This is a genomic window from Parvibaculum indicum (genome assembly GCF_011762095.1).
GTDB classification, from domain to species: Bacteria; Pseudomonadota; Alphaproteobacteria; order Parvibaculales; family Parvibaculaceae; genus Parvibaculum; species Parvibaculum indicum.
The window spans coordinates 52,581-67,172 of the sequence record NZ_JAASQO010000011.1 but is presented as its reverse complement, the minus strand read 5'-3'; the positions used below and the strand labels follow the sequence as shown (position 1 = coordinate 67,172).

Sequence of the window (14,592 nt, the reverse complement as noted above, 5' to 3'; positions counted from 1 at the left end):
CTATATGAGCGCGCGCATCAATTCATCCACGGTCCTGCCGCGGCCTCCCACCTGACCAGCCTCGTCACCTGTCAGTATCACCGCCTCCCAGCCGCAGCCTCCCTTGCGCAGCCGCCAAAAGGGGCGCATCTCGCCGCAGCGCGTGAGATAGGGTACCGGCTCGTCTTTCTCATTGTTCCGGAAGGAAATATCGAAAGGGCTGGCGTCGGCGGCATCCATCAGGCGGCGCTTGTCGTGTTCGGTGATGAGATCGCCCGGAAACCTGACGACTTCGCCCATGGAACTACTCCGCCTGCCTGAAGCAATCGACGATGTCGGCAATCCATCGGCGGGGCCCGAGCTTCTGTTCGCCCGGGGTCTTGCCGTTGCGCACCACCACCATGTCGAGCTCCGGCACCACGACCGTATATTGCCCTTCATAGCCATTGGCCGAGAAGCTTCCCGGTCCCGCCATATCGAGCCACCAATGCGCGCCATAGGGGCCTTCGTCATTGGGCTGCTGCCAGGTTTTGGTGCGGGCATAGTCCACCCAGCCCGGCGGCAGGATACGTTTTCCCTCCCACAAGCCGTCGCGAAGATAGAGCAGACCGAAACGTGCAAAATCGCGCGGCGTGCAGAAGCAGAAGGACGACCCGATAAAGGTGCCCTTCTTGTCGAATTTCGGGGCTGCGCTGCGCATGCCGAGCGGATCGAAAAGGCGCTCGCGCATGAAATGCTCGAAATCCCCGCCCCATGCATCCGCCGCATGGGCGGCGGCGCGGGCCACGATATTCGTCGTGCCGCTGGAATAGGACCAGAAACCGCCCGGCTCATGTTCGAGCGGGAAGGAGGCCGCGAAATGTCCGACATCTTCCTTGCCTTCGCCCCAGAGCATCTCGATCACATCTGAGGGGTTGTCCGGCTCGTAATCCTCACGGAAGCGCAGCCCGCTCGACATGCGCAGCAGCAGATCGAGCGTGATTGCGCGGCGCGGGTCGTCGCCCGTCCATTCCGGCGCCCAGGCCGGTTTGTGAATGTCGATCCGGCCATCGGCGGCGAGGATGCCGACCAGCGCCTGGGTGATGCTTTTGGCCATCGACCATGAAGGGCAGGTCCTGTCCTTGTCGAAACCGGTCCAGTAGCGCTCATGAATGAGGCGGCCGTGCTGGATAATGACGGCGGCGTGGGTTTCGCCCAGATCCGCCGGGGCCTCTGCCTGGAAGGCATGCTCCATCAGCGCGTCGAACCGCCCTCTGTCGAGCCCTTTGGGCAGCTCGCCCTCCGGCCATGCCTCGGTCGGCCATGGCGTGTCGGGGCTCTGAAGGGGCAGGGCGGGAAGCGCTCGATCGGTCATCTTCTTCTTTCGGTCTCCAAGGATGCGAGATCGTGCCCCGACAGGCGCGCGGTTGCAAATGTCTTGGCTCTCCATGGCGTCTGTTCTGGGCAGAGCCGCAAAAGGAAGGTTATGCTGAAAGGGGAGAACATGTCTGAGGGAGGATGCAATGGCTTTGCCGCGACTGTCGATCGAGGGCGAATGGTTCCGGGATACGCAGGGGCGGCGGCATATCCTGCGCGGTGTCAATCTGGGCGGGGACTGCAAGGTCCCTTATGCGCCGGACCAGCGCACCCATATCCCGACGGACTTTTCCGACCACCGCACCGTCTCATTTGTCGGCCGCCCCTTCCCCTTGAGCGAGGCGGAAGAGCATTTCTCGCGGTTGAAAGCATGGGGCTTCAACTGCCTGAGGCTGCTCACGACCTGGGAAGCCGTCGAGCATGAAGGCCCCGGCAGATATGACGAGGCCTATCTCGATTATTTCGCCACGCTTTGCCGTATGGCCGACGAGTACGGCCTCTATGTTTTCGTCGATTTCCACCAGGATGTGTGGAGCCGCATGACGGGCGGCGACGGCGCACCGGGCTGGACCTTCGAGGCGGTGGGGCTCGATTTCTCGAAATTCCACGCAGCCGGTGCCGCGCATGTGATGCAGCATAAATATGATTTCGCGAAGGGCGGGCGGCAGGAGGAAAACTACCCGACCATGACATGGTCGAGTAACTACCGTTATCCCGCCAACGCGATCATGTGGACGCTCTTCTTCGCAGGCGCCACCTTCTGCCCCGACTTCGAAATCGACGGCCAGAGCGCGGACGAGTATCTGCAGGGCCACTATATCGGCGCGATGGAAGCCGTCGCCGCCCGGGTGAGGGACCTGCCCAATGTCATCGGCTTCGACACGCTGAACGAACCGGGCTCGGGTTGGGTGGGCCAACTGATGAGCTATCGCCACACGGGGCCGAGCCAGCAGAACCCGGCGCCCGCCCGGCCCGGCCTTGCGTGGTCGGTCATAGACGGGCTGGCGGTCGCGCGGGGGGTGCCCCGCACGATCCCCGATATGGGCGTCGACTGGGAGCAGCGCAAAACGGTCAAGCAAGCCGACCGGCTGGTGAACCCCGACGGGGTATCGATCTGGCGGCCGGATGCGCTTTGTCCCTTCGAGGCGGCAGGCGCCTATCGCCTTGAAGGCGGCAACGCCGCCGTGCTCAACGAAAATTTCTTCGCGGCCCATCATGGGCGCAACTGGAACATGGATCGCGATTTCATGGGGCCGTTCTTTGCCCGGGTCGCGCAGGCGATGCGCGCCGTCAACGACGACTGGCTGCTTTTTGCCGAACTCGATCCGGCAGGCGGCGCAAAGCACGGCTTCCCCGACGACACGCCTGACCGAACGGTAAATGCAAGCCACTGGTACGATGTCGTGACGCTCAGCACAAAGACATTCAACTACCCGGTCTGGGTGAACCCGTTTACGGGCCGCGAACTCGACGGGCCGGAAGAGATCGAGGGGGCCTATACGCGCCAGCTCGGCCGGCTGAAAAAGGCGTCCGAAACCTTGAATGGCGGTACGGGAGCGCCCTTCCTGCTGGGCGAGTTCGGCATCCCCTACGACCTCGACGCGGCGGCGGCCTACAAGGCGTGGGAAACAGGCGACCGGACCGACGCGCCCTGGGAGAAGCATGTGACGGCGCTCGATCTCATGTACAACGCCATCGACACGCTGCTCATCAATTCCACGCAATGGAACTACACCGCCTCCAACCGCAACGACCAGGCGATCGGCGACGGCTGGAACCAGGAAGACCTGTCCATTTACAGCGTCGACCAGCGCGTGGACGAAAGCGATGTCGATAGCGGAGGGCGTGCCCTGAAGGGGTTTGTGCGGCCTTATGCCCGCTGCGTGGAAGGCCGTCCGCTGAAGACCGAATTCCGGCGCCACAAGGGCCGCTTTCGGTTCGTTTACGATCCGGAGGGAGAGGGGCGTGCGGAAGTTTTCGTGCCGAAGCTCCAGTTCCCGAACGGTTTCGATATCGAAACCGAAGCCTGCGAGGCCGAGATCGACGAAGCCGCCCAGCTCGTAAGGCTGCGCGCAACCGGCGGCGGGCACGCCGCGCTTACACTCCGGTCGAAAGCCTCATAGGCGGCAGGTCCGGTTCTTCGTCGGCCAGCGCCGCGGCAATGGCGCGCGATGCCCGTTGCAGGGCGGGTAGATAGCGCTTCACCGCTTCCTGCTCACCGATGGCGGAGTTGATGTAGCGCATGGTGATGCAGGCCATCACATTGTCGCCGTTCATCACCGGCACCGACATGCCCATGGCCGGGTCGCCGGGAAGCGGCGCCGTGGACGCATAGCCTTTTTGCCGCGTCTTCTTGATGATGTCGGCGACATGCGCCTCGTCGCGCGCCGGCGCATTGGCCGGGCTCTTGCTCGCTCGCAGCATGCCGAGCAGCATCTCGCGCTCTTCCTCCGGGCAGAAAGAGATATAGGCGCGTCCCAATGCGGAAATCAGCATGGGCAGCCGGCGGTTCGTATAGTCCGGATCTGTGTCGAAAGGGCTTTGCTGCCGCGTCGAATAACGCATGCGCATGGCATTGCGATCGAGCGTCGCGATGCCGAAGGACCATTTGTACTGCGCCGTCAGCGCGGAAAGAAAGGGACGTGCCGCATCCACCACGCGCTCGCGATGGCGGAACCCGCCCGAAAGCCGCAACACGCGCTCGGCCACCTGATAGCCGCCTCGTCGCGGCAGGCGCACCACATAGCCGCCTTCGATCAGCGTATCGAGCAGGCGTACGAGAGTGGGTTTGGGCAGCCCCGTCGCCTCGTGCAGGACGGCGAGCGAGGCGGAACCGCGGCGGTTCAGCGCCTCCAATATGCGCAGGCTGCGGATGACGGGCTGGACGCCCGATGATGCATTTTTATCGGTCAGGGCCTTGTTCCTCCTGCCGCCATTCTAATTCCGTTACACGAAATCTCAAAAACCCGATGAAGCATTTTTGTCCGCAGCGGGCTTACCCTTCCGGCCGAGGGAATGAAGAGGGGGCGGTCCCGACGGGGCCGAATACGGAGGAGAGATATGCCGGAAGCTCTGGAAAAGCCGGTTCCGGGCGTGGAGGAAAGCATCGCGCTGGAACCTCTGACACCGACAATCGGGGCGGAGGTCCAGGGGATCGACCTTTCCACCGCTCCGGACGAAGCGACGTTGTCGGCATTACGGGAAGCCTTGCTGGAGTACAAGGTTCTGTTTTTCCGCGATCAGGATATCTCGACGGAAGAGCATCTGGCTTTTGCGCGGCAATTCGGCGAGTTGGAAGTGCACCCCTTCGCGCCCCACAAGGAGGGGCATCCGGAGGTGCTCGCGATCACTCACGACCGCGACAGCAAGGGACGCGAGAACAAGTGGCACAGCGACGTAACCTGGCGCGAATGCCCGTCGCTGGGGTCCATCCTGCGCGCCATCGAAGTGCCGCCGGTCGGCGGCGATACGCTGTTCTCCGATTCCTATGCGGCCTATGAGGGATTGTCCGACGAGGTGAAGGAGAAAATCGAGGGCAAGGTCGCGGTGCATGATTTCGCGCATTTCCGCAAGTTGATGGCCAAGCGCGGCAAAACGACGGAAGAGATCGAGGAGATGAACCGCAAATACCCGGAAGTGGAGCATCCGGTCGTGCGGACCCATCCGGAAACCGGCAGCCGCGGGCTCTACGTCAACACCGCCTTCACGCAGTATATTGTCGGCATGGAGCGCGAGGAATCCGATACGCTGCTGCGGCATCTCTATGCGCAGGCCGCGATCCCGGAATATCAGTGCCGGTTCCGCTGGCAGAAGAATTCGATCGCATTCTGGGACAATCGGGCCTGCCAGCATTACGCCGTATCGGATTACTGGCCGGCCGTGCGTCGGATGGAGCGCGTGACGATCATCGGCGACAGGCCGCGTTGATGCAGACGCGCTGACACGAAACGGAGGAAGCGCCCCGGAAGAAGAACAAAAAAGAAGTGGCGCATATGAGGCGGGCTCAGGGGGAGGAGCCCGCCTCTTTTAATTCAGGCCCGATCCGTCACCGCGAGCGCGAAGGCGAAGACCCGGGCGACCTCTTTCAGTCGCTCGAAACGTCCCGATGCGCCGCCATGGCCGGAATCCATGTTGATGTGGAGCATCAGCACATTGTCGTCGGTTTTCAGCTCACGCAGTTTCGCGACCCATTTTGCCGGTTCCCAATAGGTGACGCGCGGATCGGTAAGGCCGCCCAGCGCGAAAAGATGCGGATAGGCCTGTGCGCGCACATTGTCGTAAGGGCTGTAGGACGCCATGTACTCATAGGCCTCCTTGCTTTCGATGGGATTGCCCCATTCGTTCCACTCCGGCGGGGTCAGCGGCAGGGATGCATCGAGGATCGTCGCCAGCACGTCGACGAACGGCACTTCCGCGATGATGCCCTTGAAGAGGTCGGGCGCCATATTGGCGACGGCGCCCATCAGCATGCCGCCTGCGCTGCCGCCCTGTGCGACGATCTGCCCGCGTGATGTGAAGTTCTCCGCCGCCAGATGCTCGCCCGCCGCGATGAAGTCGGTGAAGGTGTTCTTCTTGTTGAAGAGCTTGCCGTCCGTGTACCAGCGATAGCCTTTGTCCTTGCCGCCGCGAATATGTGCGATGGCATAGACGAAACCGCGATCGACGAGCGACAGGGCTGCGATGGAAAAACTCGCCGGGATGGATATGCCGTAAGAGCCATAGCCATAGAGCAGGCAGGGCGCGCTGCCGTCGACGGTGGTATCCTTGTGATGCAGGATGGAAACCGGCACTTCCGTGCCGTCCTGTGCCGTCGCGAAAATGCGCCGCGTCACATAATCGGCCGGATCGTGGCCTGAAGGGACTTGCTGGCGCTTCCTCAGCGTGCGGTCGCGCGTTTCCATGTCGTAGTCGAAGACTTCCGCCGGCGTTGTCATGGAGGAATAGGAAAAACGCATCCGCGTCGTGTCGTATTCATGGCCCGCGCCGAGCGAAAGGTCGTAAGCCTCTTCGGCGAAAGCGATTTCATGCTCCGTTTCGTCGCGCAGATGCCGGATGGCGATGCGCGGCAGGCCGCCCTGGCGTTCCATGCGGGCATAATGGTTGCGGAACGCGACATGACCGAGCAGCAGCGTGCCCGGCTTGTGGGGGATAAAGTCCGTCCAGTGTTCTCGCTCAGGCGTCGCTTCCGGTGCTTCCATCACCTTGAAGTCTTCCGCGCCTTCGGCATTGGTCAGTATCAGAAAGCGCTGCCGTTCCGCATCGTGTTCGAGATCGTATTCGACGCCTTCCTTGCGAGGTGCGACAAGGCGCGGTGCAAGATCGGGCCGGTCGGCGGGGATAAGATAGAGTTCGCTCGTCTGATGATCGTGTGTGTCGATGACGATGTATTTGCGGCTCTGCGTCTCGCCGACGCCAGCAAAAAAGCTCGGATCCTCTTCTTCATAAACGAGCGTGTCGGCATCCGCGAGCGTGCCCACCACATGCCGGAACACCTTCAGCGGGCGGTGCTCGTCATCGACCTGGGTATAGAAAAAGCTCGTGCCGACGGCATCCCAGACGATGCCGCCCGATGTATCCGGCACCTCGTCGGCAATGTCCTTGCCGGTTTCCAGGTCCCGCAGGCGGATGGTGAAATATTCCGAACCCTTGCGGTCCGCCGACCATGCGACCAGTCGATGCACCGGCGAATGGGCAACATCGCCCAGCTTGAAATAGGCCTCGCCCTCCGCTTCCGTATTGCCGTTCAGAATGATTTCTTCCGCCTCGTCGTTCTCCGCATCGCGCGGACGGCGGCAGAAGATCGGATGCTGGGCTCCTTCCTCATAGCGCGTGTAATAGGCGTAAGGCCCGTCGGGAGAGGGAACGGAGCTGTCATCCTCCTTGATGCGCCCCTTCATTTCCTTGAAGAGCGTTTCACGCAAATCCGCCACCGGTTCCAGCGCCTCGTCCGTATAGGCGTTCTCGGCTTCCAGATAGGAACGGATCTCCGCATCGAGCACGTCGGGGTCGCGCATGACCTCGCGCCAGTTTTCATCGCGCAGCCAGGCGTAGTCATCCGTGCGCGTGATGCCGTGATGGGTGTCGGTCGCAGGAATCTTGCGCGCGCGGGGTGCATCGGCGGGGGGCGTCAGTTTGATCGAATTCACTTGGGAACTCACTTGGCGGGAGAAGGGATTACTCGTCGTCGGGCTTGAAGTCGAGTGAGGTGCCGTTCATGCAGAAACGCAAGCCCGTGGGAGCGGGACCGTCGGGAAAGATATGCCCGAGATGCGCTTTGCATTTGGCGCAATGGGCCTCGGTCCGGACCATGCCATGCGAACGGTCCTCGGTGATCCCGACGGCGTCCGCGTCGGCAGGGGCGTAGAAGCTGGGCCAGCCCGAGCCGCTTTCATATTTGGTTTCGGACCGGAACAAAGGCGCGCCGCAGCAGATACAGGAATAGGCGCCCGCCCGTTTCTCGTCCCACCAGGGGCCGGTGAAGGGGCGCTCCGTACCCTGTTCGCGGGTCACATGATACTGCTCGGGCGTCAGCTCGGCCTTCCAGTCGGCGTCGCTTTTTTCAGTCTTGTCGGACATGGGCCAGTTCCTTCCTGGTGAAACGGATCGGCTGCTCAAAAGATAAGCGGCGCGCCCCGCGGCTTCCACCCCTTGCAGGGGAGAAGGCAGAACGCGCCGGCAAATAATGCGGCGTCCGGGCCCTTGGGCCTTATTCGAAGATCAGCGAGATCGTCTCGGCGATCATGGCCGGGCGCTCCTGGCCTTCGATCTCCATCGTCACTTCATTGATGATCTGCGTACCGCCGGCCTTCGGCGTGGCGTCCTTCAGCGTCACGCGGGCGCGCACACGCGAGTTCACCGGCACCATGTTGGTGAAACGCACCGAGTTGGAGCCGTAGTTGACGCCGCGGGTCGCGCTCTTCACGCCGGAAATCTGGCCCATCAGCATGGGCAGCAGCGAAAGCGTGAGGTAGCCATGGGCAATGGTCGGCATGCCCAGCTCTTTCTGGGTCCGCTCCGGATCGATATGGATCCACTGGTGGTCGCCCGTGGCGTCGGCGAACAGGTTGATCCGGTCCTGGTCGATCGTCACCCAGTCGCTGACGCCGATTTCATTGCCTTTTTCAGCCACATAGTCGGCGACGGTATCGAAAACGCGCATCTGAATTTCTCCCGCGATGTGAATATCTGGATTGGGGCCTCGACGCTGGGGTCCGGGCCTGAATGGATGTCGGGGCGCAATTTAGCCGCGCGGTCCGCGCGTGCCAAATCCTTATCGGCGAACCTAACGGGAGAGGCGGATACGGACCCGGCGGTCCTCCGGCGCATCCCAGGTCAGTGTCTCCTGAAGCCAGCCCCAGGCCTCGCCTTCGGTCTCGACCGTGATGTCCTTCCGCGGCCAGCCGAATTTCTCGAAAATGACGGCGACGTTGCGGGCGCGTTTGCGTCCCAGCGCGGCGTTGTCCTTGGCGTCGCCCGTCTTGCTGGACTTGCCGAAAAGGCAGATCTGCCCCGCATGCTGGCCCTTGGCGAACTCGTAGATATGCTTGAGGTCGTCATGATATTTCGGGTCCACCCGGCTCGAATTGGTCTCGAAATAGACGTAGTAGTCTTTCTTGAATTTGCCGCCGGCGCCGTTGAGATTCCGGCATTTGGTGCCGGAATAGGTGACCTCGTTGGCATGCGCCGACGAGACCGCGCCGCCAAAGGCAAAAAGGGCGGCCCCGAGGGCCGTGGCCGCCAAAAAACCGAAATGTTTTCGTTCCGTTTTCGTCCCGGACATTGCCCAACCTTTCTCGCGGAGTATCCACCATGATTCCCGGCCGGAGCGTAGCACACCGGCCGGGCTGGTTGGGCGGCAGGGTCAGACGATCTTGGAATCGCGATTGCCCCAGTACCGGTCGCGGATGAGGCGCTTGTAGAGCTTGCCGGTCGGATGGCGGGGGAGTTCTTCCTCGAAATCGACCGAACGCGGGCATTTGATCGCCGAGAGATGCTCCTTGCAGAAATCGATGAGTTCGGCTTCCAGCGCCGGCCCCGCGTCGCTCCATTCCATGGGCTGGACGACAGCTTTCACTTCTTCGCCGAAATCCTCGTTCGGGACGCCGATCACCGCGACATCGGCGACCTTGGGATGGGTGATGAGCAGGTTCTCGGCTTCCTGCGGATAGATGTTCACGCCACCCGAAATGATCATGAAGGCCTTGCGGTCGGTGAGGTAGAGATAGCCGTCCTCGTCCACCCGGCCGACATCGCCCAGCGTCGTCCAGTTCCTTGTCGGATGACGGCTGTCCTTCGTCTTCTCCGGATCGTTATAATATTCGAAAACCGGACCGTTCTCGTCCTCGGGCGCGAAGTAGATCGTGCCGGGCTCGCCTGGCGGCACTTCCTCGCCATTCTCGTCGCAGATATGCAGCTTGCCCATCAGGGGTTTGCCGACGGAGCCCTTATGCGCCATCCATTCCTCGGAGTTGAGCGCGCAGAAGCCGTTGCCTTCCGAGCCCGCGTAATATTCATAGATCACCGGACCCCACCAGTTGATCATCTCTTCCTTGACCGGGATCGGGCAGGGCGCCGCTGCGTGAATGGCGACCTTCAACGACGACACATCGTATTTCTTGCGCACCTCTTCCGGCATTTTCAGCATCCGCACGAACATGGTGGGTACCCACTGGCTGTGCGTCGCCTTGTGCTTCTCGATGAGCTTTAGCGCCTCTTCCGGATCGAAATGCTCCATCACGATGATGGTGCCGCCGACACGGTTCACCGCCATGCAATAGCGCAGCGGCGCGGCGTGATAGAGCGGGGCCGGCGAGAGATAGATCATGTTCTCGTCGAAGCCGTAGAGAAACTGCACCAGTGCGATGAGCGAATTCGCCTCGTCGATCGGTGTGCCGGGCAGCGGTACGCGAATGCCCTTCGGGCGCCCCGTCGTGCCCGAGGAATAGAGCATGTCGGTCCCGGAGGTCTGGTCCGGAATGGGGTCCGTCGGCATCTGTTTGGCCGCGGTTTCGCAGCTGTCGAAACCGGGCGCGGTGCCGTTCACCATGTAGTAGCCCGTGACATTCGGCGCCATCTGGCCATCGAGCACTTCCTTGGCGACGGTTTCCTTCTCCTTCGAGGTGAAGAGGAGCTTGGCGCCGCAATCGTTGATGATATAGGCGACCTCACTGGCCGTCAGGCGAGAGGAGATGCAGGTGAAGTAGAGGCCGGCCCGCTGCGCCGCCCAGCAGATCTCGAAATAGCGCGCATTGTTCTCCATGAAGACCGCGATGGCGTCGCCGGTTTTCAGGCCGGCGCGGCGCATCAGATGGGCGAGTTGGTTGGAGCGCTCGTCGAGCTGCTTGTAGGTAACGGTCTCCCCCGATCCGGCCATGATATAGGCGGGCTTGTCGGGATTGTTTTGGGCGTGGATATAGGGGTGCATTCGGTATCGTCTCCCAAGGGCGCCGGACGGTCATAAATCGAGCCGCCTTGCCGTCGCTTTTGCGACCATGCGTTGTTATAAGTGGCCATGTTTTTCACATGGCTTCAATTGCTGCAGGGAAAGACACAGCAAGATGAAGCCTGCGTCAACTTCCGGCGCGGTATTTCGCGCTGTTGACGTTGCGGCACGGTGGTTACCTGCTCGCCGGTCCCGCGCCAGAAAAAGAATTCGGCAAAAGCCACACACAGGGAGGACCATGAATGGCCTACGAGACGATCAAATACGATGTGAAGGACAATATCCTCACCATTACTCTCAACCGGCCCGATAAGCTGAACGCGTTTACCGGCGAAATGATGCAGGAACTCATCGACGCCTTCGACCGGGCGGACGCCGATGACGATGTACGCGCCATCGTGGTGACGGGCGAGGGCCGCGCCTTCTGCGCCGGTGCCGATCTTTCCGCGGGTGCCAAGACCTTCGACTATGCCGAACGCGACGACCGTCCCGACAAGGCGGGCGACCCGCGCCGTCCCGACGGCAGCATCGACTGGAGCAATCCCGCGGTTCGCGATGGCGGCGGTCGGGTAACGCTGCGTATTTTCGAATGCCTGAAACCCGTGATCGCGGCGGTCAACGGCCCGGCGGTCGGGATTGGCGTCACCATGCAGCTCGCCATGGACGTCCGCCTGGCCTCCGAAGACGCCCGTTTCGGCTTCGTCTTCGCCCGCCGCGGTATCGTGCCGGAAGCCTGCTCGAGCTGGTTCCTGCCGCGTCTCGTGGGCATCAGCCAGGCGCTGGAATGGACCTATTCCGGCCGCGTCTTCCCGGCGCAGGAAGCCCTCGAAGGCGGTCTGGTGAAAAAGCTCTACAAGGCCGACGACCTGCTGCCGGCGGCTTACGAGATGGCCCGTGAGATCGTGGAAAACACCGCCCCGGTGTCGATTGCGCTGACGCGCCAGATGATGTGGCGCATGCTCGGCGCCGATCATCCGATGGAAGCCCACAAGGTCGACAGCCGCGCCATCTATGCGCGCGGGGCGCAGGAGGATGCGAAGGAAGGCGTGATGTCCTTCCTCGAAAAGCGCCCGGCGAAATATCCCAACAAGGTGTCGGAGGACATGCCGTCCTTCTTCCCCTGGTGGGACGAGCGCAAATACAGCTGACCGAAGATCGAGGGGAGCGGGCGGTTTTGCCCGCTCCTTTTTTATGTGCCGCGCCCGTCAGTAATCCCCGGGTCTGGCTGCCTCCATCTGCCAGAGCGGCGTGAAGAAGAAGATCGAGAGCCAGAGCAGCACCATCAGCGAGACGGGCACGAGTACGGCATCGAGCGGTCCTATCGCGGCGATCACATATCCCATCAGAAACGAACCGAGCGGCCCGCCGCCCATCGTGCCCAGCGAGAAGCCGGCCAGCATGCGCGCGCGCATGGCGTCAGATGCTGCCTCCTGCACCACGGCGCGCGACTGGCTCATCGAGATGCCCGCCGCCAGACCCCAGGCCAATGCCAGCAGATAGACCCCCCAGACAGGCGGGTGAAAATGGATCAGGATCATCACGGTGGAGCCCGTGCACATGGCGATCATGATGGCGCGGCCCTGCCGCCGGATGGGACGCATCTGGCTCAACGAGAGCGAGGAAATCCCGATCCCGCCGAAGAAGCTCATCATCACGAAACCGACCTCGCGCGAACTGCCCTGATAGACGTCGCGAATGAGGATCGGAAAGACCACCAGAAACACGCCCATGAACAGGATGCCCGAAAAGAACATGAAGACGAGCACGGGCCTGACGCGATCGTCGGCCCAGATCGTGGCCAGCCCTTCCTTCACATCCTGAAGGGGAGAGCGCCGCGTGCCCTCCCGTCTGGTGGGCGGGGCGGGCGAGAGCTTGGAGGTGGAAAGCGCGGCGATGACGAGAAACGCGCTCTGGGCGATCAGCAGCGGCACGGCGCCGATATATTCGGCCGGGCCGCCGATGAGGAAGCCGACGACCTGACCGAGAAATTGTCCCCCGATGGCCATGGCGACCGCGCGCTGAATGTTGCCGCCCAGGCTTTTCGTGGCGACGCGCGACAGCATCGAGTCGCGCGCCGGCATGATGAAGCCGCCAAGCGCCGAGGCGCTCAATGCATAAAGGATTGCGATTTCATAGGTCAGGAAGCCGGACATCATCAGACCGGCAAGGGCCAGCGGCGGAAGGACGCCGATGAACTGGAGCCGCATCAGATGGGTTCGCAATTCCACCCGGTCCGCCGCCGCGCCGCCGAACAGGCTCAAAAGCAGCATCGGCAACATGGACAGCATCTGCGCGATGCCGACGCGGCTTGACGGTTCGTCCAGCACGAAAGCGACGATCCAGGGGTAGAGCACACCCTGAATGCCCATGGCCGTGAAGTAGCTCCATATGCCGACCATGTACCAGCGATGGTCGAGATTGTGCTGCCGGGGCGTGCCGTTCGGAGATGTCATAGCGACCGCTCTTCGTCCCGATAGGCCCATATGGGCGAGAAGCGGACCAGCCCGGCGAGAATGAGGGTGACGATCAGGGCCGGAGCGAGCGTGGCGCTGTGAATGCCCATCGTGCCGACAAGATAGCCCATACAGAAGGAGCCGACAGGCGCCCCGCCGGAAAAGCCGAGCTGATAGAGCGCCAATACGCGGGCGCGATGGCTGTCCGGCGCGGCGAGCTGCACGATGGTTCGGCCCATCGTCATGGTGGTGCCCGCGCCCGTGCCCCAGATGAAGATCAGGATGCACAGGGCCCAGAACGGCAGCGAAAGGCCCAGCAAGGCGAGCACAATCGCGCCGGATGTGAGCGAAGCGATCATGACGCGCCCGCGATGCTCGATATGGCCGGTGCGAAGCAGCGCCAGCGTCGCCGCGATGGTGCCGCCCCAGAAACAGATATTGACGACGGCGAAGCGCAGCGTGAATTCATCGGGTGTGGAGTGATAGACGTCGCGGATCATAAGCGGCAACACCACGAGGAAGCTGCCGACATAGAAGATCCCGACGGCGAACATCGCGCCGATCACGGTGATGACGATCGGTTCGCGGCGCGATACCCGCAGCCCGTCCAGAATCTGTGCGAGAGGCCCGTCGGTGCCGGGTGCGTGGGACGGCGGCAGCGGCGCCAGTCGCCAACTGGCAATGCCGCCCGCGATCATTACCGCGGCCTGGAAGAAGAGCAGCACATGCGTCCCCGTATAGGCGGCGGTCGCCGCGATCAGCATGCCGACCAGCTGCGAGATCATCTGGGCGCCCATGGCAAGCGTCACGGCCTGCTGAATGCCGGTTTCGGCGACGCGGGTCAGGGCGGAATCGCGCGCAGGCAGGGCAAAAGCGCCAAGCGTCCCCATGGCGAGCGCATAGACGATCAGCGCGCCATAGCTGAGTTCGCCATAGAGCAGCAGGGTGGCGAGCAGGATCGGCGGCATGGCCGCGAGCGCATGAACGCGGATCAGAATGGTGCGCGCATCCGCCCGGTCCGCCATCGACCCGCCCAACAGCATGAAGAGGATGGCCGGCGCCATCAGGGACATCTGGGCCAGCCCGACACGATAGGCCGGTTCGTCCAGAACCTGTGTCACCAGAAAGGGAAAGATCACGAACTGGATGCCGAGGCTCACATACCAACTCGCCTGGCCCGAAAGGTAGAGGCGCAGGCGGTGCTTGCGGCTTGCCTCGGCCGGCGGGGCGTCCGCTCCGGAGGGGATTTCCATGAGGGATCAGGCGCTTTGGTGCCGGTCCGGTCGCCGGCATGGCTCTGGTCTGTCCATTGTTTTCTCCCCTTATGTCTTCGATTCCAATGTCTTCATAAGACGCGATCCG

Annotated in this window: 13 protein-coding genes; 3 read left to right on the top strand and 10 right to left on the bottom strand. The window is 62.5% G+C overall.

Annotated elements, in window-relative coordinates; translation table 11 throughout:
* The gene (locus FHS78_RS14015) at positions 1-279 is read right to left on the bottom strand and encodes a hypothetical protein (protein ID WP_167094997.1); all 279 of its coding nucleotides are present in this window, start codon (positions 277-279) and stop codon (positions 1-3) included.
* Positions 280-283: 4 nt separating this feature from the next.
* A complete protein-coding gene (locus tag FHS78_RS14010) occupies positions 284-1,333 on the bottom strand; it encodes a serine hydrolase domain-containing protein (protein WP_246220513.1) in 1,050 nt (349 codons plus the stop codon).
* Between the two features lie 148 nt (positions 1,334-1,481).
* Here FHS78_RS14010 and FHS78_RS14005 point away from each other — a divergent pair, with 148 nt between their 5' ends.
* A complete protein-coding gene (locus tag FHS78_RS14005) occupies positions 1,482-3,458 on the top strand; it encodes a glycoside hydrolase family 5 protein (RefSeq protein ID WP_167094995.1) in 1,977 nt (658 codons plus the stop codon).
* Here FHS78_RS14005 and FHS78_RS14000 read toward each other — a convergent pair.
* Positions 3,433-4,248 carry a DNA-binding transcriptional regulator gene (locus FHS78_RS14000; RefSeq protein ID WP_167095093.1) on the bottom strand — a complete coding sequence of 272 codons (816 nt, stop codon included), beginning with the start codon at positions 4,246-4,248 and terminating at the stop codon, positions 3,433-3,435. The genes FHS78_RS14005 and FHS78_RS14000 overlap by 26 nt on opposite strands.
* 147 nt (positions 4,249-4,395) lie before the next feature.
* Between FHS78_RS14000 and FHS78_RS13995 the strand changes: the two genes are divergently transcribed.
* Complete coding sequence (locus FHS78_RS13995; RefSeq protein ID WP_205305322.1) at positions 4,396-5,262, top strand: TauD/TfdA dioxygenase family protein; 867 nt, start codon at positions 4,396-4,398, stop codon at positions 5,260-5,262.
* Between the two features lie 104 nt (positions 5,263-5,366).
* On the opposite strand, the gene FHS78_RS13990 is transcribed toward FHS78_RS13995, so the two are convergent.
* The 5 genes from FHS78_RS13990 to FHS78_RS13970 all read right to left on the bottom strand — a co-directional run bounded on the left by FHS78_RS13990 (position 5,367) and on the right by FHS78_RS13970 (position 10,759).
* The gene (locus FHS78_RS13990) at positions 5,367-7,481 is read right to left on the bottom strand and encodes a S9 family peptidase (protein WP_425500302.1); all 2,115 of its coding nucleotides are present in this window, start codon (positions 7,479-7,481) and stop codon (positions 5,367-5,369) included.
* Between the two features lie 28 nt (positions 7,482-7,509).
* The gene (gene msrB / locus FHS78_RS13985) at positions 7,510-7,911 is read right to left on the bottom strand and encodes a peptide-methionine (R)-S-oxide reductase MsrB (RefSeq protein WP_167094993.1); all 402 of its coding nucleotides are present in this window, start codon (positions 7,909-7,911) and stop codon (positions 7,510-7,512) included.
* A 130-nt stretch (positions 7,912-8,041) separates the two neighbouring features.
* Positions 8,042-8,494 carry a MaoC family dehydratase gene (locus tag FHS78_RS13980; RefSeq protein ID WP_167094992.1) on the bottom strand — a complete coding sequence of 151 codons (453 nt, stop codon included), beginning with the start codon at positions 8,492-8,494 and terminating at the stop codon, positions 8,042-8,044.
* A 123-nt stretch (positions 8,495-8,617) separates the two neighbouring features.
* Positions 8,618-9,115, bottom strand: a complete 498-nt coding sequence (locus tag FHS78_RS13975; RefSeq protein ID WP_167094991.1) for an OmpA family protein — start codon at positions 9,113-9,115, stop codon at positions 8,618-8,620.
* 81 nt (positions 9,116-9,196) lie between these two features.
* A complete protein-coding gene (locus tag FHS78_RS13970; protein WP_167094990.1) occupies positions 9,197-10,759 on the bottom strand; it encodes an AMP-binding protein in 1,563 nt (520 codons plus the stop codon).
* A gap of 260 nt (positions 10,760-11,019) precedes the next feature.
* Between FHS78_RS13970 and FHS78_RS13965 the strand changes: the two genes are divergently transcribed.
* A complete protein-coding gene (locus FHS78_RS13965) occupies positions 11,020-11,925 on the top strand; it encodes a crotonase/enoyl-CoA hydratase family protein (protein ID WP_167094989.1) in 906 nt (301 codons plus the stop codon).
* 57 nt (positions 11,926-11,982) lie between these two features.
* On the opposite strand, the gene FHS78_RS13960 is transcribed toward FHS78_RS13965, so the two are convergent.
* Both FHS78_RS13960 and FHS78_RS13955 read right to left on the bottom strand, forming a co-directional pair.
* Positions 11,983-13,230 carry an MFS transporter gene (locus tag FHS78_RS13960; RefSeq protein ID WP_167094988.1) on the bottom strand — a complete coding sequence of 416 codons (1,248 nt, stop codon included), beginning with the start codon at positions 13,228-13,230 and terminating at the stop codon, positions 11,983-11,985.
* The gene (locus tag FHS78_RS13955; protein ID WP_167094987.1) at positions 13,227-14,483 is read right to left on the bottom strand and encodes an MFS transporter; all 1,257 of its coding nucleotides are present in this window, start codon (positions 14,481-14,483) and stop codon (positions 13,227-13,229) included. Before FHS78_RS13955 ends, FHS78_RS13960 begins: the two co-directional genes overlap by 4 nt.
* Between the last annotated feature and the right edge of the window lie 109 nt (positions 14,484-14,592).